Source organism: Paenibacillus sp. RC84, from assembly GCF_041260495.1.
Lineage (GTDB): Bacteria > Bacillota > Bacilli > Paenibacillales > NBRC-103111 > Paenibacillus_F.
Genome location: NZ_JBGBYL010000005.1, coordinates 34,820 through 57,142, shown reverse-complemented (window position 1 = coordinate 57,142; position 22,323 = coordinate 34,820). Strand labels below are relative to the sequence as shown.

23 protein-coding genes are annotated in these 22,323 nt (G+C 56.4%); 5 read left to right on the top strand and 18 right to left on the bottom strand.

The annotated features are described in order from the left end of the window. The first annotated feature begins 160 nt into the window (after window positions 1-160). On the top strand, window positions 161-1,150 hold the full coding sequence (locus tag ABH899_RS12835; protein ID WP_369996598.1) for a BadF/BadG/BcrA/BcrD ATPase family protein: 990 nt from the start codon (window positions 161-163) through the stop codon (window positions 1,148-1,150). A 160-nt stretch (window positions 1,151-1,310) separates the two neighbouring features. Here the strand turns inward: ABH899_RS12835 and ABH899_RS12830 are convergent, their stop codons facing one another. From ABH899_RS12830 to ABH899_RS12805, 6 genes are read right to left on the bottom strand one after another with little or no spacing between them, the layout of a single operon-like run. After that, window positions 1,311-1,847 carry a redoxin domain-containing protein gene (locus tag ABH899_RS12830; protein ID WP_369996596.1) on the bottom strand — a complete coding sequence of 179 codons (537 nt, stop codon included), beginning with the start codon at window positions 1,845-1,847 and terminating at the stop codon, window positions 1,311-1,313. Between the two features lie 6 nt (window positions 1,848-1,853). Continuing rightward, window positions 1,854-2,594 (bottom strand): heme ABC exporter ATP-binding protein CcmA, encoded by a 741-nt coding sequence (gene ccmA, locus ABH899_RS12825; protein ID WP_369996593.1) that lies wholly within the window; start codon window positions 2,592-2,594, stop codon window positions 1,854-1,856. Next, on the bottom strand, window positions 2,587-3,405 hold the full coding sequence (locus tag ABH899_RS12820; RefSeq protein WP_369996591.1) for an ABC transporter permease: 819 nt from the start codon (window positions 3,403-3,405) through the stop codon (window positions 2,587-2,589). The genes ccmA and ABH899_RS12820 overlap by 8 nt, the downstream gene beginning before the upstream one ends. After that, window positions 3,402-3,971 (bottom strand): nitrous oxide reductase accessory protein NosL, encoded by a 570-nt coding sequence (locus ABH899_RS12815; protein WP_369996589.1) that lies wholly within the window; start codon window positions 3,969-3,971, stop codon window positions 3,402-3,404. The genes ABH899_RS12820 and ABH899_RS12815 overlap by 4 nt, the downstream gene beginning before the upstream one ends. After that, window positions 3,968-5,332, bottom strand: coding sequence for a right-handed parallel beta-helix repeat-containing protein (locus tag ABH899_RS12810; protein WP_369996587.1), 1,365 nt, complete (start codon window positions 5,330-5,332; stop codon window positions 3,968-3,970). Before ABH899_RS12810 ends, ABH899_RS12815 begins: the two co-directional genes overlap by 4 nt. Next, entirely contained in the window at window positions 5,329-5,712 is a 384-nt protein-coding gene (locus ABH899_RS12805; RefSeq protein ID WP_369996585.1) for a FixH family protein, read from the bottom strand. The genes ABH899_RS12810 and ABH899_RS12805 overlap by 4 nt, the downstream gene beginning before the upstream one ends. A gap of 193 nt (window positions 5,713-5,905) precedes the next feature. On the opposite strand from ABH899_RS12805, the gene ABH899_RS12800 reads away from it, so the two are divergent. Then, on the top strand, window positions 5,906-6,253 hold the full coding sequence (locus ABH899_RS12800; protein ID WP_009672845.1) for a hypothetical protein: 348 nt from the start codon (window positions 5,906-5,908) through the stop codon (window positions 6,251-6,253). Window positions 6,254-6,493: 240 nt separating this feature from the next. On the opposite strand, the gene ABH899_RS12795 is transcribed toward ABH899_RS12800, so the two are convergent. The 4 genes from ABH899_RS12795 to ABH899_RS12780 form a co-directional block, all read right to left on the bottom strand. Beyond that, complete coding sequence (locus ABH899_RS12795; protein ID WP_369996583.1) at window positions 6,494-8,929, bottom strand: glycoside hydrolase family 31 protein; 2,436 nt, start codon at window positions 8,927-8,929, stop codon at window positions 6,494-6,496. Between the two features lie 3 nt (window positions 8,930-8,932). Further along, complete coding sequence (locus ABH899_RS12790; RefSeq protein WP_369996581.1) at window positions 8,933-9,976, bottom strand: LacI family DNA-binding transcriptional regulator; 1,044 nt, start codon at window positions 9,974-9,976, stop codon at window positions 8,933-8,935. A 266-nt stretch (window positions 9,977-10,242) separates the two neighbouring features. Continuing rightward, window positions 10,243-10,746 carry a metallophosphoesterase family protein gene (locus ABH899_RS12785; protein ID WP_369996579.1) on the bottom strand — a complete coding sequence of 168 codons (504 nt, stop codon included), beginning with the start codon at window positions 10,744-10,746 and terminating at the stop codon, window positions 10,243-10,245. A gap of 33 nt (window positions 10,747-10,779) precedes the next feature. Continuing rightward, a complete protein-coding gene (locus ABH899_RS12780) occupies window positions 10,780-11,340 on the bottom strand; it encodes an MOSC domain-containing protein (protein ID WP_369996577.1) in 561 nt (186 codons plus the stop codon). Window positions 11,341-11,601: 261 nt separating this feature from the next. On the opposite strand from ABH899_RS12780, the gene ABH899_RS12775 reads away from it, so the two are divergent. Continuing rightward, window positions 11,602-13,794, top strand: a complete 2,193-nt coding sequence (locus ABH899_RS12775; RefSeq protein ID WP_369996576.1) for a HelD family protein — start codon at window positions 11,602-11,604, stop codon at window positions 13,792-13,794. A gap of 149 nt (window positions 13,795-13,943) precedes the next feature. On the opposite strand, the gene ABH899_RS12770 is transcribed toward ABH899_RS12775, so the two are convergent. From ABH899_RS12770 to ABH899_RS12750, 5 genes are all read right to left on the bottom strand, one after another. After that, window positions 13,944-14,792 (bottom strand): DegV family protein, encoded by an 849-nt coding sequence (locus ABH899_RS12770; RefSeq protein WP_369996574.1) that lies wholly within the window; start codon window positions 14,790-14,792, stop codon window positions 13,944-13,946. A 15-nt stretch (window positions 14,793-14,807) separates the two neighbouring features. After that, window positions 14,808-15,656: a DegV family protein gene (locus tag ABH899_RS12765; protein WP_369996572.1), complete on the bottom strand. Its 849-nt coding sequence runs from the start codon at window positions 15,654-15,656 to the stop codon at window positions 14,808-14,810. Between the two features lie 47 nt (window positions 15,657-15,703). Beyond that, entirely contained in the window at window positions 15,704-16,426 is a 723-nt protein-coding gene (locus ABH899_RS12760; RefSeq protein ID WP_369996570.1) for an amino acid ABC transporter ATP-binding protein, read from the bottom strand. After that, window positions 16,419-17,108 (bottom strand): amino acid ABC transporter permease, encoded by a 690-nt coding sequence (locus tag ABH899_RS12755; protein WP_369996568.1) that lies wholly within the window; start codon window positions 17,106-17,108, stop codon window positions 16,419-16,421. The genes ABH899_RS12760 and ABH899_RS12755 overlap by 8 nt, the downstream gene beginning before the upstream one ends. A 147-nt stretch (window positions 17,109-17,255) precedes the next feature. Beyond that, window positions 17,256-18,071 (bottom strand): transporter substrate-binding domain-containing protein, encoded by an 816-nt coding sequence (locus ABH899_RS12750; protein ID WP_369996566.1) that lies wholly within the window; start codon window positions 18,069-18,071, stop codon window positions 17,256-17,258. 326 nt (window positions 18,072-18,397) lie between these two features. On the opposite strand from ABH899_RS12750, the gene trhA reads away from it, so the two are divergent. Next, a complete protein-coding gene (gene trhA, locus ABH899_RS12745; protein WP_218228565.1) occupies window positions 18,398-19,033 on the top strand; it encodes a PAQR family membrane homeostasis protein TrhA in 636 nt (211 codons plus the stop codon). Window positions 19,034-19,072: 39 nt separating this feature from the next. Here the strand turns inward: trhA and ABH899_RS12740 are convergent, their stop codons facing one another. Both ABH899_RS12740 and ABH899_RS12735 read right to left on the bottom strand, forming a co-directional pair. Beyond that, window positions 19,073-19,726, bottom strand: coding sequence for a GDSL-type esterase/lipase family protein (locus ABH899_RS12740; RefSeq protein WP_369996563.1), 654 nt, complete (start codon window positions 19,724-19,726; stop codon window positions 19,073-19,075). 70 nt (window positions 19,727-19,796) lie between these two features. Beyond that, entirely contained in the window at window positions 19,797-20,108 is a 312-nt protein-coding gene (locus ABH899_RS12735) for a hypothetical protein (protein WP_369996561.1), read from the bottom strand. A 224-nt stretch (window positions 20,109-20,332) separates the two neighbouring features. On the opposite strand from ABH899_RS12735, the gene ABH899_RS12730 reads away from it, so the two are divergent. Further along, window positions 20,333-21,505 carry a M20 family metallopeptidase gene (locus ABH899_RS12730; RefSeq protein WP_369996559.1) on the top strand — a complete coding sequence of 391 codons (1,173 nt, stop codon included), beginning with the start codon at window positions 20,333-20,335 and terminating at the stop codon, window positions 21,503-21,505. Between the two features lie 136 nt (window positions 21,506-21,641). Here the strand turns inward: ABH899_RS12730 and ABH899_RS12725 are convergent, their stop codons facing one another. Beyond that, window positions 21,642-22,295: an amino acid ABC transporter permease gene (locus tag ABH899_RS12725; protein WP_369996557.1), complete on the bottom strand. Its 654-nt coding sequence runs from the start codon at window positions 22,293-22,295 to the stop codon at window positions 21,642-21,644. Between the last annotated feature and the right edge of the window lie 28 nt (window positions 22,296-22,323).

The following is a 22,323-nucleotide window of genomic DNA, read 5'->3' as shown; positions in this document are numbered from 1 at the left end:
GAAGACGGGATAGAAGGAGGTTCGGCAAGAAATTCCTCCGAAATCATAGTGTGCGGCAGGTCTTGTCCGTCCTGGAAAAAAATTTATAAGACGTATATTTCCAGGGTCTGGAATCTGGGTTATGATCCTTCTGAACGATGATTATCGGCAGGGGGTTAACATGACCGAATTAACGACGAAAACGTTTCTTCTCGGAATGGACGGCGGCGGCACGCATACCCGGGTTCTTGCGGCGGATCTGGCCGGTAACGTGATGGCCTACGTGGAAAAAGGCGCCTCGTCCATCCACAAGGACGACCGTGCGCGGGAAAATGTCCAAGGCGCTATTCTGGAAGCGGTTGCGCAGGCCGGCCGGACATTGGATCAAGCGGCCTCGTTGACCGCAGGAATGGCCGGATACGACTCCGAATCCGATCTTCCCTGGGTTCGCGGGCTAACCGACGTGGAAGGGTTAAGCTGCCCCCGGCAGCTTGTGAACGACGCTGTTGTCGCTCACAGCGGCGCTTTGTTGTCCGAACCGGGGATCATGGTTATTTCCGGGACCGGATCGATCATTCTGGCCGTAACGGACGACAACAGGCACATCCGCAATTACGATCTGCATCATTACTCGGCAAGCGCGGCGCGTTTTCTCGGCTATGACGCCACCTACGAGGCACTTGCGGGCAATTTGGACGAGTCGGATGCGGATTTGATCGCCGGCATATTGGATCACTGGGGCCTGGAAACGCTGGAAAGGTACTCCGAGCTCGCGTGCGCCGGCTTCATTCCCGACACCAAGGCGCGCAATAAAAAGTTCGGTGAACTGGCTCCCCTGATCACGGGAGAGGCTGTGAGGGGCAGCCGGCTGGCCCGGACGGTCTGCGACCGCGCGGTTCACCAGATTTCGGTCGGCATCAAGCTTCTGGGTTCCCGTTTTAACGGAGAGACGGTTTCCGTGGCGGCTGGCGGAAGCGTCGTGAACAGCCCCTATTTCAAGCAAAAACTTGCGGAAAAATTAAGCGTCGGCAACCGCAAGACCTACCGCTGGCAGCCGCCCGCCTTCTCTCCCGCAGCCGGTGCTGTCCTGATGGGTTACCGGAGCCTCGGTATTCCCCTGACGGAGGAGCTGCTGGATAATCTGCGGAGGCATCCCGCCTGCGGATGCTGAAGCTGATGCCGAACACCCCGGTCATCTCCGCCGGACGGTATACAGCGGCGATATAAAGCGAATGAACGAAAAACTCCGGACCTTCGGCGGTCCGGAGTTTTTTAATTAGGGCCGTAAAAGAACGGTCAGGCTTCCGGCTTAACCCGAAGCCAACCTTCATTCATCTGCTCAGGCTTTGCAGCAGCTTCTTTACTTCCGCAGAGCTGGTCAGCTCACCCGGACGAACCGCCGCTATTTTGCCGTCGGGATCAATCAGGAAGGTGGCCGGAAGACCGACGACCCGGTATTTTCGGGCGGCCTCGCCGCTCGGGTCGAGCAGGACGGGAAATGCAAGGTTTCCCTGCATGGCGAATTCGTTCGCCGTTCCTCTCGATTCGCCTACGTTGACGGCAACAATTTCCACGTCCGGAATTCCTTCCAGGTAAGCTTCATTCATACGGGGCATCTCATGCGTACAGGGGCCGCACCAGGAGGCCCAGAAATTAAGCAGCACGCCCTTGCCCCGGTAGTCGGAAAGCGCGACGGAACGGCCGTCCAATCCGGTAACGGTAAAATCCGGCGCCATCGCACCGGCCCGGACGGCAACGGCAGTCTCCTCTGAATCCGCATGGTACAGGGTGTACGCCAGAGCGGCTGCGATCAGCCCTGCGATAAGCAGGACGGCTCCTCGCCGCAGCTTATGTGTCAAATCTCCCACCTCCCGCTAAATCCCGCCGTCCCCGCCGGTACGATAGCCGAACAGCTTGGAGAAGGCCGCCTGCAGCCCTTGAGGACCGTATGCTTCCCGGAAAGACTCGGCCGTTCCCTCTTCGGCTATGCGCCCTTCTTTCAGGAATACGACATGATCGGCGGCCGACTCCGCCACGCCAAGCTGGTGCGTGGAGAACAGAACGGCATGGCCTTCCCGCTTCGCGTAGCGGACAAGCTCAACGAACGAATCCATCCAGTAAGGATCGAGTCCGTTGGTCGGTTCGTCCATGATGAGCAGCGCCGGCTTGGCCAGCAGTGCCTGGGCGAACAGCAGCCGCTGCCGCATGCCTTTGGAGAAGGAGCTGACCGGCTTGCGCCTCACATCGGCCAGTCCGACCAGCTCCAGGGCTTCCAGCACTCTCGCTTTGGAAACCTTCCGCAGCGAAGCCCAGAATTGAAGGGTTTCCTCCGCCGACAACCCTTGGCCGAACAAATAATCGTCCGGCATGTATCCGATCTGCTGCGCGTACGCCGTGCGGTTTTCTTTCCACTTGCGGCCGTTCACCTCGATAACCCCCGAAGTGGGCTGCGTAATACCGGCGATCATGCGCAGAATGGTACTTTTCCCGGCTCCGTTCCCGCCGCAGAGGGCCAGCACCTGTCCCTTGCTTATTTGGAGGTTGACCGAGTGGATAATCGGCTGCTTGCCGATTTTTTTGTGCAAGTCCGACACTTGCAGGACATTCTCAGCCACGGGAGCGCCCCCTTTCCCAGATCCAGTTGGCCAAGCCCGCGCATACGGCGATCCAGACCAGGCACAAGCCCATAAATACCAGGGTTCCTTCCGGACGGCCGATCCAGCGGACCCACTCGTAGTATTCGGGCCCCAGTGCCGCGCCGCCGCCGAGCTTCACGACGACAAACAGCCGGACAAGCTCTGCCGGATTCAAGAACGTGAGCACCACAAGCGCGCTTTTGATCCAGACGTAAGGAAGCTGGCCGAGAACGGCAATCAGCAGCGTCGGCCAGCCGATCACCGCGAAAAACCACACCGCCACACCTGCGGTCAGCGCCTGCCAGCGGTTCTTGGCAAACGTGCCCAGCACGAGCGCGATCGCAAGAAACAGCAGAACGAGCCCCGTGGAAAAGGCGAAAAACAACCCGAGCGTAGCCGGCTGCAGCCCTCTTCCGGTCAACGCCCCGACTACGCCCGTCAGGCCGTACCCGAAGGCGACGATGGTCAGCATGACCACGGTCAAACCCGTATATTTCCCGGCAATAAACGCAAAGGTAGCGAGCGGATACGTGGAAAGAAGCTGCCAGCTTCCCTCCTCCTTCTCCGCCGTTAACGAAAACGAGCCCAGCAGAAGCGTCATAAGCGGAAGTAAATATAAGATCAGATTGAGCATGGAAGAGGTAGAGCTTGAATAGCCCTGTACGAAGCTTTGAGCGTTAATAAGAAGCAAGGACAGGCTGAATAAAGAAAAGAGGGCCATAAACGAATAGGCCCACGGGTTTCTAAACCCGACTTTCACTTCGCGCAGCGCAATCGTCAGCACGTTCATTTGCCGTGCGTTCCCTGGTCGCCGGCTTTGCCGCCGTGAGCGTCCTTATCCCCGCCGGCTTCCGGCGTGACGCTGTGGTCATGGCTTCCGCCCATGTTCATCATGCTTTTATTCTGTTCCCACGTGTGCTTGCCGAGATCCGCAGCCGTCATCACTTTGCCTTTTTTCTGGCTTTCCGCGAACTTCTGGGCTTCCGCTTTGTCCTTAAACGAATAGATGCCGTAAGCCATCGGGGATTTGAAGGAAGGATCGTACACGTAAGTCGCATCCTCATACTTGATCCACTCTTTGTTGTTGTAATCCCGGACAAACTGGACTTGGATGGGGTTCGCCGCATTTTTCCCTTTCCATTCGTTCATGCAGCCGAGATCGTCGAATTTGTAGGTTTTCCCGTCTTTCGTTTTGAGCTGGACGGCAAACGCGTCGTCTTTGATCTGCATGTTGCAGATCGCGCATTTATCCGTTTCTTCGTTGATGGGCTCCGCCTGATCCTTCGCTTTCCCGCATGCGGACAAAACCGTCAAAATCAGCAGAACACTCAGCAAAAACAAACCTTTTCTTTTCATATCCGTCTAACCCCCACATAATAAATTGTACTGATCGACGCCAGCAGCAGCAGAAGCCCGAACACCAGAGTCGTATTCCCCGCCGCTCCGCTTAACGGCTTTTGTTCCGGCCCCGTTCCGGGCTTCATCATAGGCGCTTCATCCTTGGTCCAGCCTTCACGATCCGAGGTATACATACTTTCGAGAAACTGCATCCCCGGCGACTGAAAAAACAGTTGGTAAGCGGGAACCTCCCCCGTCAATCTTTGAAAAAAAGGATTCAGCGCATACGACAGATCACTGCTCCCGTCCCCGTCGCTGTCCAGACCGCGGAACGCTTCCCAGAAGTTGCCGCTGAACGCGTTGCTCTCGCTCTCATTCGCTTCCGCCTCGATTACGTTGCCGATAAAGCGGTTTCCGGTGAAGCGGTTATTTTCCGATTCCAGAAACTGGACGCCCACGAAATTTTGCAGCACGTCGTTGTTAGCGAAATCGTTGGAGCCCGATTGCTCGACATAAAGGCCGACCCGGTTGCCCTCCACTTTGTTGCCGGTTACTTTCGAATTATGTACGTCGAAAAACAGCAGTCCCTGCGAGTTCACGCTCTCGCTTTGTTTCGTAAAAGAATTGCCGGATACCTCGGTTTCCTTGACGCCCATGATCATGGCGCCCGTGACATTGTACATGCCGGTGTTGTTGCGCACGACCGTCCCCTTCGTGTACATGCAGTGAATCCCGTACCGGGAATGTTCGACGGAATTGGCCTCCACCTTGTTCCGGTGGCTGCTTTCCAGATAAATTCCGTCGTTCATGGAGCTTACTTGGTTGCCCGATATCACGTTATCGTGCGCGTTGAAAAGATCGATGCCATTGCGTCTTTCGGACAGCTTGGCCGCTCCGCTTCCGGTCCGGACGACGGAATTATTCTCGATCCGGTTATGCCCTGTATCCCGCAGCAGAATGCCGAAAGCATCCGTGCGGATATCCAGGGAATGAAGCCAAGCTCCGCTTCCCTGAACCAGCACCGCGGGCATGTCGGAAGACGCCCCCTCCCCGTCCTGCTCGATCTGCAGACCTGTCAGGGAAACATCGTCCGCCCGGACGGTGATAGCGGGTTTTCCGCTGCCGTCTTTGTTCCTGACGACGGCGCCGCTCTGCCCCTCGATCACGATGGGGCGGGCAATAACGGCCGGGCCCTCGTAGGAGCCTGCCGGGAGCCGGAGCAGGCCGCCGGACGGCGTACGGTCGATGAGCTGCTGCAGCGCGGCGGGCCGGGCCGCACCCGCGTCCGGCGCCGCTTCCGCCCGCTGGTGAGGCAGCCATATCCCGGCGGCCGCCGCGGCACAGACGCACAGCCACAGGGGAATCAGACGGAGCTTCATGAAACGTCAAGCACCTTTTTCTTGGTGATGTGCAGCACTCCCTGGTAGAGATGCACGTAAATGGCATATTTGCCGGGCTGATCGAACGTTTTCTCTATCGAGTAATTTCCGTCCCCGCTTGTTTTCGCATCCAGCAGTTCCGGAAGCCCGCTGTTGTCCGCCATACGGACGTCGAGCTGGACTCTCGCCCCCTCTTGTGTGGTTAATCCGGTAATCTGCGCCGTGACCACCGCTTTCTCGCCAGTTTTGACCGGCGAAGGCTCGGTGACGAGATCGACTTTGACTTTGGCCGGGTCCTGTCCCTTAAGTTCGGGCGAGCAAGCCGTGACGGCAAACACCAGAAGAACGGCCAGCAGGAATCGGCTGATCGGTTTTAGCAAGGCAAGGCCTCCTTTCCTTTCGCTTCCATTATTCTTACACGCGGCTGCCCTTTTTAATATGACTCAACAGGGCTATTCTCGTTAACATTGTGTGAATAGTTTATTTTGTCCGGAACAAATAAGTTTTACGGCGGTTAATTTGTTGCGCGCCGGAAACATTAAACGGGAAGAAACAGACAAAGGAGACCTGTACATGTTTATGGTATACGGAATCGCCCTGCTTCTGGCGGGACTTCTGACGATCAACAGCATCTTCTCTTATCAGAGCAAACACATTGATCCTTCGCTCTGGCAAACCTTGTGGTTTCAGTGCAAAATGATCCCGCTGGTGTTTGCGGCCAACGTCATGATCGGATACGGCGTGAAGTTCTGCTACAAGACGACGGGCAACCTGACCTTGTCCCTAGGCATATCCAAAGGCATCGAAATTTTTATCTGCGTGCTGATGGGTTACATCTTCCTGAAGGAAATTCCGAACTGGAAAACCTGGGTCGGCCTCGGTATCGTGGTCGGCGGCTTTGTGATCACCAAGCTGAAATAGCGGTGCCAAGGCCGATGAAGCAGCAGAGAGAATGTCCGCACGAATCGGACAGAAGCGGGCGGATTTGAGCTTATCCTCACCTGTTCTGCGCACAGCTGCCGCAGATGCTCCCGGGCTGCTCTCCGCCCCGTCAGCTCATTCGCGACACAGCGGTCATACACCCGGGCGCGCTAAAAAGCTCCGACCCCTGAAGGGGCCGGAGCTCTAGCGCCGGAAGCGGTCTGACCGTGCGCTGAACGATCAGGCGCGGATGTGCACAACTTGCTGCGGGGTGTCCGCCGTCCGGATCAGGATCTCTCCGGCAGCTTCGTCGTAAGCCCAGCCGCTTGCGGCCCGGTCTCCGCCGATCATGCCGGCTTCCAGACGCCGGAGGCCTTCCACCGCCGCAGGGGCGAATCCCGCGTGCTTGATGCGGATCAGGAAGCTGCGGTCTGCGTTTGGCAGCCCGCTGTGCTCGTAAGCCCAAGCCAGCTTCATGCCTCCATCGACCGCTTCCGTGGACATGCGGATCACATTGTACGCTCCCTGCTCGTACCCGTAAGTGATCCCGTCGTCTTCGTACACGGTTCCCTCGGAACTGCCGCCGGAAGCATAAATGTTCCACGTCAGAGACGATGCCGCTTCCTCGTCCGCATGCTGTTTAAGCGGCTCTTCCGCAAGGATAGCTCCCGCTTTGATATACATCGGCATAATGTGGAGCGGCGCGTGGGCGAGGATATGCTTCGGTCCCGCATGCTTCTCCCCGCTCCAGTAGTCGATCCACTCGCCTTCCGGGATATACACGGCGCGGTGCTCCGTATCGGGACGGTAGACCGGGGCGACGAGAACGCTGCTGCCGAGCAGGAACTGGTCGCTGAGGTTCGTCACCTGCGGATCGCGCGGATATTCCAGCACAAGCGGCCGCAGAATCGGCATCCCGGTCCGGGATGCTTCGTGGAACAGCGTGTACAATACCGGCATCCAGCGGTAGCGCAGCTCGATGTAGGTGCGGCAGATCGCTTCGGTCTCTTCGCCGAACGACCACGGTTCCTGGCGGACGGAATCGATCACGCTGTGGTTGCGGCAGAAAGGGAACAGCGCCCCCATTTGCGTCCAGCGGGCAAGCAGCTGTCCCGTGGAGTGATGCGCAAAGCCGCCGATATCGGGACCCGTGAACGGAATTCCGGACAACCCCAGGTTCAGCACCATCGGAATCGCCATCGCCATATGCTCCCAGAAGCTGCGGTTGTCGCCCGTCCATACGGCGGCATAACGTTGTATTCCGCTGTAGCCTGCCCGTGTCAGAACGAACGGCCGCTCACCGCCGAGCTGCTCCCGGAGGCTTTCGAAAGTCGCTTTGGACATCATCATGCCGTACAAGTTATGCAGCTCTTCGTGCGTCTTGCTATCGCCGTTATTGCCGTGGATGACATCGAGATCCATCGTTTTGGATTCATTGAACACAGCCGGCTCGTTCATATCGTTCCAGATTCCCGTGATGCCGAGGTCCACGTAGAACTTGTGCTTCTCCCCCCACCATTTGCCCACGGCATCTTCCGTGAAATCGGGGAACGCGCTTTTACCGGGCCATACGTCTCCGATAAACAGCTCGCCTTCCAGCTTTTTGCAGAAATAGCCGTTCTCGATCCCTTCCCGGTAAATCGGGTATTTAGGATCTTTTTTGACGCCGGGATCGACAATCGGCACAATGCGCATGCCGAGCTTTTTCAGCTCCGCCATCATTCCTTCCGGGTCCGGGAAACGGTCCTTGTCGAACGTAAAGACGCGGTACTGATCCATGTAATGGATATCGAGATGAATGACGTCGCACGGAATGTTTCTCTCGCGGAACGTGCGTGCCAGCTCCAGCACTTCCTGCTGGTTCATATAGCTGTAACGGGACTGATGGTAGCCAAGGGACCATTTCGGCGGCATAGAGATGCGGCCCGTCAGCTTCGTGTAGCGGCCGACGACGTCTTTGGGCTGCGGACCGAAAATGAAGTACAGATCATACTCCCCGGTCGTGCATTGAATCGTAAAAAGATCGGGATGCGTGCGCATATCGAAATCAGTGCGGCCGGGATTGTCCAAAAACAGCCCGTACGTTCCGGTTTGATGCATGTGAATGAGCAGAGGGATCGATTCGTACAGCGCTTCGATTTCCGGCACATGCGGCGCGAACACGTCGGAGTTCCACATCGCATAGCGCTCTCCCCGCTTGTCCAGGAAGCTCGTTTTCTCCCCGAGGCCGTAAAAATGAGAGTCCGTCCCCATCACATAGGAGCCGCTCAGCGAGCCGCGTGTCGTCCACGAAAGCGTGGGCTGCTTCATCAGAAGCTCGCCTGCCGGCGTTTGAACCGTCAAAGCGAACGTTTCTTTCTCGACGATCAGGCGCAGCGCGGAAGTGCGGAATTCGAACGCTTCCGGGCTTTCCGTCCGGTCGGCTTTAACCGGTTGAAACGATTCCGCCAGTACAGCGACGGTCGCGGCCTTGAATTCCGGCTTAATCCCGTGGAACAATTTGATCCGGAACAGCCCGCTTTCCAAAAAAGTCAGCAGCAAATTGGCGTGCTGGCCGTGAATAAGATAAGAATCGTCCAGCTCCGTTACGTGTGTAGCGCGTCCGGGTGCTTTAGGGGCCACTTCCAGCACCGTATCGATGGATTTGTCGGGATGAATGGTTTCGCTCGTTTGCATGACCTATTCCTCTTTCTGAATGGAGTTGGGTTGGAAACGCCGGGCGGTGCTCTGGCGGCGTTTAAGTTCAACGGGCAGCGTAACCGAATGCTCGGCCGGGACGCTTCCGCGGATCATACTGAGAATGCGGCGTATCGCCGTCTTCCCCTTGGTGCCGATATCCTGCCGGATCGTGGTCAGGGAGGGTGTCAGAAAGCCCGCGTAGTCGATATCGTCGTATCCCATGACGGAGAGATCGTCGGGAATGCGTACGCCGAGCTCCTGCAGCCCTTTCATCAGCCCGATTGCCGCCACATCGGAAAAAGCGAATACGGCGGTGACCTTCGGGCTGAGCATGTAAACCTGCTGGGCGCTGTGATAACCGCCGAGCAGAGAGACCGGCGTCTCGACGAGCAAAGCGCGGTCCGCTTCGATGCCGCTCTCCTCCAGCGCCCGGGTATAGCCGAGCCAGCGTTCTTCATAGACGCCCGAAGTGACGATGTCGCCCGCGATGACGGCAATCCGCTCATGCCCGAGCGAAAGCAGGTGCTTCGTCCCGAGGTAACCGCCCATCCGGTCGTTCATATTGACGACCTGAAGGTTCTCCCCTCCGGTGAGGTAGCAGTCCAAATACACGCACGGAACGTCGAGCTGGGCGATGCGCCCCAGCAGCGGGGAATCGCCGGTTATCCCGATAGCGATCATGCCGTCGAGCTGCCGCTCCTGCACAAACGTGAGCGAGTCCTCTTCCGTCACGCCCGAAACGATAACATGCAGGAGCTCTTCTCTCGCTTCCGCTTCGACGGCCATTACGAGCTGCCAGTAGAACGGGTTGTCTTCGAGCCGTCCCCTCTCGCCGGTCGGGACCAGAATCCCGATGAGCTGGGAGCGTCTTTCTTTCAGAAAACGGGCCGCCGTGCTGGGCGCATAATCGTGCCGGTCGATGACCTGGAGCACTCTCTTGGCGGTTTCACCGGAGACTCTTCCGGTGCCGTTCATCACGTTGGACACGGTCGCGATGGACACGCCTGCCTCCGCCGCTATATCTTTAATCGTTATTTTGTTCATCGTTCCCCCAAATCGGCTGATTTGTCAGAATTTGATTAATCGTTTTACATCTAAAAGAAACGTGTAACTTTCTTTGTAGTTCTTACGAAATGATTGTACTCCGGAATGTTTTGATAGATCAATGATTAAACGTTTTATCATTTTTAAGCATCCGCTTTAAGGTATCCTTTTTCCGCAAAAAAAAGACAGCCGCATCTTCCGCAGCCGTCCTTATTTTTCTATCCATTTGTCATGCTCCCTGCCGTTCAATCACAGTCTCTGCCCGGCTATTCCCGGGAATCGAAAAAAATGTGCCTCGCTTCGGTTTTTTCCCCGTCCGTCTCGATCAACCCGAACGAAAACCGGGGCTGCCAGCGCTTATCCCAAGGCGAGCCGGGGTTAAAAAGAAGCAGGCCGTCGATCCGTTCCGAATACGGAATATGCGAATGGCCGAACACGATCACATCCGGGTTGTCGTCCTGAAAAGTGAACAGGGCGCGCTGCTCCGTCGATCTTCCCCGGCCGCGGTCCCCGTGGACAAGCCCGATGGTGAGCCCGCCGGCTTCGATCAGCTTGCTGTATCCGAATCGGTTTACAATGTCCGGACCGTCATTGTTCCCTGCGACGGATTCCACGGGCGCGATCTTCTCCACCCACCCGATAATTTCCGGGCTGGTCCAGTCTCCGGCGTGCAGAATGAGGTCGACCCCCTCCAGCCCCTTCAGAACGGCATCGGGCAGCTTACCTGCCTTCGGCCTCATGTGCGTATCGGACAATACTCCTATTCTCATGCGCAAAACTCCTTTCAAACGGCAAGTATCAGCTTACAATTCGTCCGGAAAAAGAATCCTTACCTCGTCCCCGGCGGAAACGATGCCGGGCCTCTCGACCGAAGCCACGATTCCTCTGCGGTTCCAGGCGGCTTTGACGAACTTGCCCGCAAGCTTGGGATTCCCCATCTGCTCGGCGATCACCTTACCCGGATGGACGCACGGTTCGTTCTCTCCTTCGCACACGAGTCCCGCTCCGCTCGGAAACAACATTCTCGTTCCCCGCGGCAGTGCGGTCAGACGCTCCAGCCCCTTGAGCGCCATGTTCGCTCCCAGCCACTCGGGCGCGACGCGTTCAATGCCGAGAGCGGCCGCAATCTCCTCGCATTCCTCCTCGGACACGATGCTGATTTGCCGCCGGTTCATGATCTCGGTTCCCCGCGGATACATCGGCTGGCGGACGTCGGCCTTGCTTGTCACTCCGAAATGCCGGTCTCCGACCAATCCCCCGAACTGCATCTCCGCCCAATCGAGATGGCGCGTAATAAATGTCCCGGACTTGTCCGCAATAAGAAGGCCCGTCATGACGGCCTGTTGTTCGTTTCCTTTTTTCATGGCAGTTCACTCCAGGTTCGGTTAGGAGAACTTAAACTTCATCTAAGATGATGCGGTTCTCTGAAAATATGCAGTCATTATACCACAAGGATGATCCTGCCAGAAACTCGGGGCTTACCGCCTTCGGCTGTCTGTTTTCTTTCCCTTCAGCATAGACCGTGCCAAGGCTTGACCGCCATGCCCGGTGTTGTTGCCATTGTTTGCCGGATATGATATATTGTTTCTTCATGCTCAAAATCTGATCTTAGGGGGTAACTGATCTTGGATAAGAATCAAAGTGCCTATCAAGAGGAACAAAACCGGCTGGACGCCATTCTGGCGGACGTCAACCGGAGACTGGCGGAGCTGAAGGCCTTTCCCGTTTACCGGGGGCCGGATTTCACGGAACAGGCGCTGGAAGCCGTACGCGAAAGCAGCCGGCAGTCGCTTGCCTTGGCATCGGACGAACCTTATTTCGGCCGTCTCGACTTTCAGTCTGAAAACGCTGCCGGCAAGTCCGCTTTATACATCGGCAAGTTCGGCGTCGACGACGAGAGCGGCGGAGAACCTCATGTCATTGACTGGCGGGCTCCGGTAGCCAGCATGTTCTATTCCTACACGGGCGGGGACGAGAAAGCGGCGTACGAATCGCCCGACGGTCTTGTCGAAGGTCTGGTGTATTTAAAAAGAAACCTGGTCATCCGCAAGCAGATTCTCCAGCGGGTCGTCGATACGTACGAGCGGGACAGCGATCTTCTGTCCGGAGCGGGCGGAGACGAGTTTTTGCTGTACCGACTCGGTGAGAACAAAGACAATAAGCTGCGCGATATCGTCTCCACGATCCAGGCGGAGCAGGATAAAATTATCCGTTCGGCCAAGAACGCGGCCCTTATTATTCAGGGCGTCGCCGGAAGCGGCAAGACGACCGTCGCTCTCCACCGTCTCGCTTTTCTGCTCTATCAATACCGCGACCAGGTTAAAGCGGAAAATATGATGATTTTCGCACCGAACTCCATGTTTCTCGATTACATATCCGGGGTGCTCCCGGAGCTCGGCGTCGGACATATCCGGCAGAGCACGTTTGCGGATTGGGCCATAGAGCTGACCGGACTTTCCTTCGCGCTGGAGAATCCCGCCGACGAAAGTGCCGTCTGGTTTGCCCTCGGTTCCAAGCGTCCGCCGCTGAACGACGACGTTTCCGGCCGCTGGAAAGGCTCCGTCGCCTTCAGGAGCTTCCTGGAAAGCTGCTTTGACGGCTACGCGCGGACCTGTCTGCCGCAGGAACCTTTTCACCCTTGGGACGGGAAAACGCTCCCGGCCGAAACGATCGGCGTCTGGTACAACGAAGAATACAAACATCTCCCTCCCGCCAAGCGCAGAGAGCGGGTCGTCGCCCGGATCAAACGCTGGATAACGATGGAACTGGACAAAGTCTGGGACGCCAAGCAGAAAAAAGAACGGAAAACCAAATCGACCCAGCGGCTGAAAGCCTACCTGAAAGGCTGGCCGGAGCTCGATGCGCTGTCGTTCTATAAAGCCGTGTTCGATCCCAAAGCCGGGGCCGTCTGGATGACGGAAGAACTGCGCGACCGGATTCCCGAAGCCGTGGCGAAGGATACGCTGGCCTCCTTCCGCCGCAAGAAGGTGCGCCACGAGGATCTTCCGGCGCTCGTCTTTATCCATGCCTCCCTGCACGGCATCGAAGGCTCGGAGCGGTTCGACCACGTGGTCATCGACGAAGCGCAGGACGCTTCCCCGTTCCAGATTGCCGTGCTCGATCCGTACACCCGGCAGCATTCCTTCACGATTCTGGGCGATCTGTCCCAGGGGATTCACGCCTACCGGGGAACGCAGGACTGGGCCGAACTCACGTCGCTTTTCGGGGAAGGCGAAACCGCTTATTTCGAACTGGAGCGGAGCTACCGCTCCACGATGGAAATTATCCGTTTCGCGAACCACGTCCTCTCCACCGGAGTCGGGGCCGGTCTCCTGGCCGTTCCCGTATTCCGGTCCGGCGAACGGGTCAAGGTGCTCCGGGTAGAGAAGGAGCGGGAAAGCGCCTTCCTCCGCGAAGCGGTTGAGCGGCTTCTCCGCCGGAACTACGATACTGTAGCGGTGATTACGCGCACCGAGGAAGACGCCGGGCGGCTTCACGCGCAGCTCGGAGAGCTGGGCCTTGCGGCGAGCAGAATCACCGCGGACCAGAAGCAGTACGCCGGCGGGATCTCGGTCGTGCCCGTCTACCTGACGAAAGGGCTCGAGTTCGACGCCGCCATCCTGACGGATGCGGACCCCGTCCATTACGGCGCCGACGCTCAGGACGCCAAGCTCCTCTATGTGGGCTGTACCCGCGCCCTGCACGATTTGTGGGTGCTCTACGACGGCGAGCCTTCCCCGCTCGTGAGCGTCGACGATCCCGAGATTGTAACCCGGGAGCTTCCGGGGGAAGACAACGCGGATCCGCGGGCGGAGTAACGCATCCACGCATGCGCGCACAAAAAAAGGCTGTCTACCGGTCCCGCGGACCGGTAGACAGCCTTTTTTATGTCCATGCCTGTATGTGTGCACCGGTCAGCCGGCGGAAACAAATCTCACCGTCAGCCGGGAGCGGCTTTTATCAGCTGTCAGCAGCTAATAAGGATGCCGCCCTCTCCCGCGTAGGTGCCGATAACCGGCCCCATCTCGGTGATGACGACCTGACCGAACGGGAACAGCCGGAGCAGCTGATCTCTCACGTCCCGGGCGCGGTCCTCGCAGTTGCTGTGCGCAATGCCGAGGATGCACCGCTCCAGATCGTGCCGGGTTTCGCTCACTTTCTCGCTTACCCGTTCGATCAGACGCTTGATCGCATTCTGGGTCCCGCGCACTTTCTCGAAAGGCTCCAGGGTGCCTTCTTCGCTCGCTTTCATGATCTGCTTGATGTTCAGCACGGAAGCCACCGCGCCGCGGACGCGGTCGAGGCGGCCTCCTTTTATGACATTTTCAAGCGTGTCCAGGAAAAAATACGTATGATGGCTTTTGACTTCTTCCTTCATCCGGGCCACCAGCTCTTCGAACGGCAAGCCTTCTTTCACGAACTTGGCCGCTTTCACGGCAAGAAGACCTTGTCCCAGAGAAGCCGTGCGGGAGTCGAGCACTTCAATCCGGCCTGTATAGCCGTCCTCCATAAGTTGTTCTCTCGCCATGAGGGCATGATGATAGGTACTGCTGAGATTAGACGAAACAGAGACTACCAGAATGTCACTTTGTGAAGCCTTGCGGTACTCTTCCATAAAAGTATGCGGGGCGGGACTCGCCGTCTGAGGAAGCTTGGGCTCCTGCCTCATCAGCTCATAGAATAAGGTTCTGCTCATGTCTGAAGTCATTTCCTTGTCGCCGAAACGGACGAGCAGGGGTACGACTGTGATGTCTAATTCACGGGCCAGCTCCTGAGGCAAATCGGAAGTTCCATCCGTAATAATCTTGATCGTCAAGAAGTACCCTCATTTCTAAGATTTAATAAATACGATGCCCACTGTCTGAGGACCGCAATGACTGGAAACCACACATCCGGTTTCCGTAATCTCAATCCGTTTGACACCCGTTTCCTGCAGAAGGCGGGCACGTACAAGCTCCGCTTCCTCCTGCGCCATGGAATGCGTAACGAACAGGACATCCGGGTCCATCTCGTGCTTGAAGGCCAGCGCGTTGTCCACCAGCTGTTCCAGCGCTTTCTCCCTCTTACCACGCACTTTGGAAGTTAGAATCATGGAACCGTCCTTGACTTGCACGACCGGGCGGATTTTCAGCAGGCTTCCGAAAAAAGCCTGTAAGCTGGTACAACGGCCGCCTTTGTGCAAATAATCCAGCGTATCGATAATGAATTCCGTGCTCACCTTCGGAATGAACGATTTCACCATGGCTTCGATCTCCGCCGCACTGCGTCCCTGCTTGGCCGCTTCCACGGCTTTGCAGATCAGAATGCCGATGCCGGTAGCCAGGTTGCGGGAATCGATGACGGTTACCCGTCCTTCCGGAAAGAGCTCGGACGTTAACACGGCATTCTGATAAGTCGACGAGACTTCGGAAGAAAGCCCGATATAGACGATATCGAAGCCCTGTTCGATAGGAGGCCGGAACGCTTTCTCGAAGTCGGCCGGCGACGGAGCCGCCGTCTTGGGAAGCTTGCCCGACTGTTCGACTTTCCGGTACAGGACCTCCGGTGTAATGTCCACCCCGTCCCGGTAAGAATCGTCGCCGAAGACGACATAAAGGGGAACGACGCCGATTTCGTTTTCCTTCAAATAGTGCGGATTTAAATCATTCGTGCTGTCCGTAAAAATTTTAATGGGCGCCACGAGACTTCCTCCCTGCTCTGCGATAACAATTTCGTGTTCTATCTCGCTTACAGCACCTTACCCAGGAATTCCTTCGTCCGGGCATGCTGCGGGTTCGAGAACACTTCTTCCGGTCTGCCCTGTTCGACGATGACGCCCCCGTCCATGAAGACGACGCGGTCGCCTACTTCGCGGGCAAATCCCATTTCATGCGTGACGACGACCATGGTCATGCCGTCTTTCGCCAGCTTTTTCATAACGTCGAGCACCTCGCCGACCATCTCGGGATCGAGTGCGGAGGTGGGCTCGTCGAACAGCATGACGTCGGGGGACATCGCAAGCGCGCGGGCGATCGCGATCCGCTGCTTCTGTCCTCCGGACAACTGGGCCGGATAAGCGTCGGCTTTTTCCGCCAATCCTACTTTACGGAGCAAATCGGCCGCGGTTTCATTTGCCTGACTCACCGACATTTTTTTCAGCTTGCGCGGAGCAAGCGTAATATTGTCTTTGACCGACAGATGGGGGAACAGGTTGAACTGCTGGAACACCATGCCCATCTTCTGCCGGACGGAATTGATATCCGTCTTCTTGTTCGTAATGGAAATACCCTCGAAGAGGATTTCGCCGTCGGTCGGCACTTCCAGCAGATTGAGACAGCGCAGGAACGTGCTTTTGCCCGAGCCGGAAGGCCCGATGACAACGACGACCTCGCCTTTTTCAATCTCGATATCGATTCCGTTCAGCACGTTTAATTTCCCGAAATGTTTATGAAGGTTCGTAATGTTAAGCATTCGACTTCGTCAGCCTCCTTTCGAGCATTCCGACGAGCTTGGACAGCGTCAGGGTAATGACCAGATAAATAAAAGCGGCGATGATCAGCGGTTCGAACGGAAGCGACAGGCTTCCTTTGACCGTGTCCGCGTTGAACATCAGTTCGTTGAGGCCGATGACCGATACGATCGACGTTTCCTTGATCACGACGACCAGCTCGTTTCCGAGCGCCGGCAGTACCGTGCGGAACGCCTGGGGAATCACGACAAGACGCATCGCCATCCACGGCTTCATCCCGAGGGAGCGGGCCGCTTCCATCTGCCCTTTGTCCACGGACTGGATGCCCGCGCGCATAATTTCAGCCACATAGGCCGTGCTGTTGAGTCCGAGCGTAATGACGGCTGCGGTAAATTCTCCGCCGTACTCTTCCAGAAACGGAAACGGAGGGAAATGAAAGTCCGGGATAAACTGCGGCAGCGCATAATACACGAGGAAAATTTGAATAATGATCGGTGTTCCCCGGAAAAACTCGATATAAGCCGTAGCCAGCCACCGCAGCGGCCAAACACCGGACAAACGGAGCAGGCTCATCCCTGTTCCGAAAATCGCGCCTAAAATGACGGTAATCACGGACAGAAGAAGCGTGACCTTCGTACCGTCCACAAAATAATGCCCGTATTCGTTTAAAAATGAAAAATTCATGGGCTGTTAACTCCTCCTTAAGTGCGGATGGACACCGCTAATTATACAATTTCTAACCACCTTGTGACCATCCCTGAAAAAAGAAAATAGCGGAGGGTTCTCCGCTATCTCACATTTATTGCAGTTACCGGTCCGATGACCTTGCGCTTACTCGGCTTCCACTTGGCCGGTGGCTTCGGTTACGAACTGATCGATCTTCTTCTCGGCGATCAGACGGTCGATCGTCTTGTTCACCAGGTCGATCTTGTCCTGGCTGCCTTTCTTGAAAGCAACCGCGGAACCCGCTTCTTCAACCGTCGGAGTCGCTTCGGCAATCACAATGCTCTTGTCGCGGTTTACGTGGGAAGTCGCAACCGGAAGCTCGATGATCGCGGCGTCGGCATTCTTGTTTTTCAGCTCAAGCACGATGTCGGTAATTTTGCTTAGTGTTTTGATTTTGGCGTCTTTGATTTGTTCTTTGGCTACCGTCTCTTGAATGGAAGCTTTCTGAACGACGATCCGCTTGCCCGCCAAACTGTCCATCGTCTTGTACTTGTCTTTGTCTTCCGCGCGGACAACGATCATCTGCTTCGCGGTGTAATACGTTTTGGAGAAATCAACGTTCTTCTTGCGCTCTTCGGTAGGCGTCATTCCGGAAAGGATCATATCCACGTTGCCGGATTGAAGCGCCGGAAGCAGACCGTCGAACTTCATATCTTTGATTTCCAGCTCGGCTCCCATGTCTTTCGCGATTTCTTTCGCGATCATGATGTCGAAGCCGATGATTTCGTCTTTGCCGTTCGTCGATTTGTGGAATTCATACGGCGGGTAATCCGCGCTCGTCCCCAAGATAAGCTTCTTCGCAGGTGCTGTTGTTTGAGCGCCGCCGGCCGCATCTTTCGGTGTTTCGGTTTTTTTGCCGCATGCAGCTATGAGGCTCATTGTCAGTACAAGGGCGATAAGTGTCAGTCCCCATTTTTTCATGGCAAGTGCTCCTTTATTCAAAATAGTTTATTAACGAAGGGTCAATTCAAAAAAGAACATGATTTAGTATACCGAAATCGCTTCTTTTATGCAAGATGCTTTATGAAAATGCTTTTTAAAGCGTATATAGGGCATAAAACCTGTATATTTATGCAGCTTCTGAGCCTTTAGACGCACCTGGTACAGTCCCTTTGGCTAAAAGTTCCATCAAAATAAGCGCAAAAACGGGTAAAAAGCGTTGAAGGGGTATGTCGAGGAACCGCGTCTAAGTAGTCATTAGCCAGTAAATTGGGCATCCGGTCCCGGATAGCTTGGAGGTAAACCCTATGGAATATTCACCGCGCGAAGAAGTCGCAAACGCCGTTTCGCATGGAATCGGCACCTTGCTTAGCGTAGCAGCTCTGGTTCTTCTCGTCATTCAGGCAACCACATACGGAAACACTTGGCATATCGTCAGCTTCAGCATTTTCGGCACTTCCCTGATTCTGCTTTATCTGTGCTCCACGCTCGTTCACAGCGCTCCCGGAGGGAAGCTGAAAGACATTTTCGAAATCATGGACCATTCCGCTATCTATGTACTGATCGCCGGCTCCTATACCCCTTTTATGCTCGTTACGCTGCGGGGAGTGCTGGGATGGACCCTGCTCGGCATCGTATGGGGGCTCGCCCTTCTCGGGATCGTGCTCAAAATTTTCTTCGTCAAAAGGTTTATCGTCCTCTCGACGGTTTGTTACATCGGCATGGGCTGGCTGATCGTATTGGCCATTAAACCCCTGGCCGAGCATTTATCGGCAAACGGCATCATCTGGCTCGTCGCGGGCGGACTGCTCTACACGGTCGGAACGGTGTTCTATCTGTGGCGGCGCATTCCCTACCACCATGCGATCTGGCATTCGTTCGTCATCGGAGGCAGCGTCTGTCACTTCTTCGCCGTGATGCAGGTCCTGCCCGTCCCCGCGTAAACCGAAAAAAAACAGTGAGGCGGCCGCTTCACTGTTTTTTTAATGCCCGCCTCCTCCCGCAAGGGAAGTGAGCGGGACGCTCTGGGCGATGCATTCCGCTATCCGTTTGTACCCTTCCGCATTCGGGTGAAAAAGATCGTCGGAAATCAGCCGGCTCTCCGCTCCCTTGAAAGCCGGATACACGTCCACGTACCGAACCGTGCGCGACCCAAGCCCGGCCATTTGCTGGTTGAAGCGTTTGATCCAGAATTCCGCCTCCGGCAGCATGGAAATCGGATTGTACAATCCGACGAGAATCACCAGCGGTGACTTGCCGTTCGGAGTCGGAAGCTGGGTATAGCCCACGATCTGGCGCAGGTTGCCCCCGAACTTACGCAGGCTTCGCTTCAGCACGCCCGTATCGCGGCTTTTCAGATAAGGCATCGCCGAGCGGATGAGATCGTTCCCGCCTGCCGTAATCGTCACGATATCGGCGGTTGCCAGCTCCCGCCTCAGCTCTCCCTCGTTACGCAAGTACTGCAGCAGCTCGCCCGATGTGGCGCCGTTCGTACCGGCACTGCGCAGAACTACGCTGCGTCCCAGCGCCGCTTCTGCCATGCCGCGGTATCTTGCGGTGAAACCTTCCCGCGTCGGATCGCCCGTACCGACGGTCAGCGAGTCTCCGAACGCGATGTAGCGCAATGCTCTTCCCATGGCGGCCCCTCCTGTCGCTTACGTCTATAAGACAGTATATTCCGGAGCCGGCCTGCCGGTCTCTACTTTTCTAGCGCAAGAGGAGAGAATCCATTTCCGCCGAGCAATGCTCTTCGAGATAACGGGCAATTTTCTCTTTCTCGCCCGGGGTAAACTGGTATTCGCAGTCGCAGCCTTCATCCAGCAGGATGATCTGCACGATCGCTCCTCCCAGATCGCAGATGACGTACACGCTGGGATCGTGCAGTTCTTCCGGCAAGGTCTCTCCTTCTTCCGGGAGAAGCGCCAGATGAATGTCCAGCCACTGTCCTCTGCGCTCGACTTCTTTGCAGGCCAGCGTAAAACGGTGATCCTGCCAGTTATCCGATCCGTATTTATTCATAAATATCCTCCTCCTGGGCTATGTAAACATCTTCGCCGAATGAAATTTCCTTTGGGAAGATGCGTTAATTGCAGCAAATGCGGACTTTGCGCTTTCCGTGCTTTATTGTAACGCAAAGGAGCCGGAAGTGGTAGCGGGTCCGAGTTTGTATTACAATGGACTTACATCCGAAACATAACGACGGGGCGCCGCCCCCACCACTTACATACATAAGGAGAAGCGCCATGAAGGAACGTATCTATAACACCATCGATTTCCACACGCCGGAGTTTCAAGCGATTTCCACTTATATCGGGCAAAATCCCGAGCTCGGCCATGAAGAATTTCTGGCCTGTGCCCGGCTGATCGAAGAGCTGGAGCGGCACGATTTCACGGTTGAACGGGCCGTTCTCGACATTCCGACCGCTTTCCTGGGCGTGTACGACTCCGGCAAGCCCGGACCGACCGTCGCCTTCCTGGCGGAATACGACGCTCTCCCCGAGCTGGGCCATGCCTGCGGTCATCATCTCATCTGCATGATGAGCATCGGCGCGGCCGTCGGGCTTAAATCCGTCATCGACGAGACGGGCGGCGTCATCCGCGTCTACGGCACGCCTGCCGAAGAAACCAAAGGGGCGAAAGTTCCCATGGCGGCCGCGGGGCTCTTCGACGACGTGGACTTCGCGCTGATGGCGCATCCTTATTATACGTATGAGCGTTCAGGCGAATCCCTTGCCCTGGATGCCATCCAGTTCGAGTACTTCGGCAAGGCGGCCCACGCAGCCGCCTCCCCTTACGAGGGCGTGAATGCTCTGGACGCCGTGCTCATGCTGTTCAATTCCGTCAATGCGCTGCGCCAGCAGCTCCGCAGCGATGTGCGCATTCACGGGATTATCACGGAAGGCGGCCAGGCCGCGAACATTATTCCCGACTATGCCGTCGCCCAGTTCTATGTCCGCTCCTCTTCCCGCGCGTACACGAACGAAGTCGCGGCGAAGGTGCTGAAATGCGCGGAAGGGGCCGCTCTGCAGACCGGCTGCACTCTCACCACCTCGAACTACGAATACTCGTATGACGAGCTGAACACGAACGAGACGCTGTCCGCTGTGTTCAACCGCAACCTGGCTTCGGCAGGCATTACCGAAGAGATGATTCAAACGGGCAAGGACCACGGCTCCCTCGACCTCGGGAACGTCTCTCTTCACTGCCCGACGATTCACCCGTATATGAAGGTCATTGAAGAGAAGCACCTGCTCCACACGCCGGAGTTCCGCGATCTTGCGATGCAGCAGCGCGCGCTGGACGGCATGATTCTGGCCGCCAAGATGCTGGCGGCTACCGCCTACGACGTGATCACGGACCCGGCGCTGCTCGCTGAGATCAAAGCCGAATTCGAGCGCACACGTTTGACGCGTTAAGCTGCCGCTTTTCGTCCGCCTGGCAACATAAGAACCCGCTGTAAACCGGTCCGGGACCGGTTTACAGCGGGTTCTTTGTCGTCCGGCCGGAGCCGGAACTTCGCGAGTCTTCGAGCCGCATAAGACTTGCGCGGCGTCACGTCCTTTTCAGCTCGAAGCGCTGGGCGAACAGGGAAATGCAATAGTTGACGACGAAATACATCAGCGCAGCGAGCAGGAAGATCGGAACGATGAACTTCTGGGAAGAACCGTTGATGATCTGCGCGTTGTGCATCAACTCCGGCGCCGCAATGATAACGGTAAGCGACGTGTCCTTCAGCAGTGAAATAAACTGGCTGACGATCGGCGGAACCATTCGGCGCACCGCTTGCGGGAACACGATGTGCCAGAGCGTCTGCACATAGGTTAACCCGGAGGAGCGGGACGCCTCGATTTGCCCCTTGTCGATGGAGTTGAGCCCCCCGCGGATGATTTCGGCAATCATCGCCGATTCGAAAATCGTCAAGGAAATGATCGCGGACGTCAGAATGCTCATTTCCACACCGGTCACTTCCGGCACGGCGAAGTAAACGAAGAAAATAATGAGCAGCAGCGGCAGGTTCCGGATCACTTCGACGAGAACCGCCATAAGCTGGCTGAGCACGGGGATTTTCGAGTAACGGATAACCCCGACCAGACTGCCGATGACAAAACTTAAAATAATGGCGATAACGGCCATTTCCAGCGTTACGAGAAACCCTTTTAACAAAAACAACAAATTATCCGCGTTGTATGCACCTGAGAAATCCATTCCGACACCCCACTTTGACATTCACCGG

Bases quoted from the DNA above. Each gene is read 5' to 3' on its own strand.
- ABH899_RS12835 (WP_369996598.1), top strand. From the start codon at position 161: ATGACCGAATTAACGACGAAAACGTTTCTTCTCGGAATGGACGGCGGC.
- ABH899_RS12820 (WP_369996591.1), bottom strand. From the start codon at position 3,405: ATGAACGTGCTGACGATTGCGCTGCGCGAAGTGAAAGTCGGGTTTAGA.
- ABH899_RS12815 (WP_369996589.1), bottom strand. From the start codon at position 3,971: ATGAAAAGAAAAGGTTTGTTTTTGCTGAGTGTTCTGCTGATTTTGACG.
- ABH899_RS12810 (WP_369996587.1), bottom strand. From the start codon at position 5,332: ATGAAGCTCCGTCTGATTCCCCTGTGGCTGTGCGTCTGTGCCGCGGCG.
- ABH899_RS12800 (WP_009672845.1), top strand. From the start codon at position 5,906: ATGTTTATGGTATACGGAATCGCCCTGCTTCTGGCGGGACTTCTGACG.
- ABH899_RS12795 (WP_369996583.1), bottom strand. From the start codon at position 8,929: ATGCAAACGAGCGAAACCATTCATCCCGACAAATCCATCGATACGGTG.
- ABH899_RS12790 (WP_369996581.1), bottom strand. From the start codon at position 9,976: ATGAACAAAATAACGATTAAAGATATAGCGGCGGAGGCAGGCGTGTCC.
- ABH899_RS12785 (WP_369996579.1), bottom strand. From the start codon at position 10,746: ATGAGAATAGGAGTATTGTCCGATACGCACATGAGGCCGAAGGCAGGT.
- ABH899_RS12780 (WP_369996577.1), bottom strand. From the start codon at position 11,340: ATGAAAAAAGGAAACGAACAACAGGCCGTCATGACGGGCCTTCTTATT.
- ABH899_RS12760 (WP_369996570.1), bottom strand. From the start codon at position 16,426: ATGCTTAACATTACGAACCTTCATAAACATTTCGGGAAATTAAACGTG.
- ABH899_RS12755 (WP_369996568.1), bottom strand. From the start codon at position 17,108: ATGAATTTTTCATTTTTAAACGAATACGGGCATTATTTTGTGGACGGT.
- ABH899_RS12750 (WP_369996566.1), bottom strand. From the start codon at position 18,071: ATGAAAAAATGGGGACTGACACTTATCGCCCTTGTACTGACAATGAGC.
- trhA (WP_218228565.1), top strand. From the start codon at position 18,398: ATGGAATATTCACCGCGCGAAGAAGTCGCAAACGCCGTTTCGCATGGA.
- ABH899_RS12740 (WP_369996563.1), bottom strand. From the start codon at position 19,726: ATGGGAAGAGCATTGCGCTACATCGCGTTCGGAGACTCGCTGACCGTC.
- ABH899_RS12735 (WP_369996561.1), bottom strand. From the start codon at position 20,108: ATGAATAAATACGGATCGGATAACTGGCAGGATCACCGTTTTACGCTG.
- ABH899_RS12730 (WP_369996559.1), top strand. From the start codon at position 20,333: ATGAAGGAACGTATCTATAACACCATCGATTTCCACACGCCGGAGTTT.
- ABH899_RS12725 (WP_369996557.1), bottom strand. From the start codon at position 22,295: ATGGATTTCTCAGGTGCATACAACGCGGATAATTTGTTGTTTTTGTTA.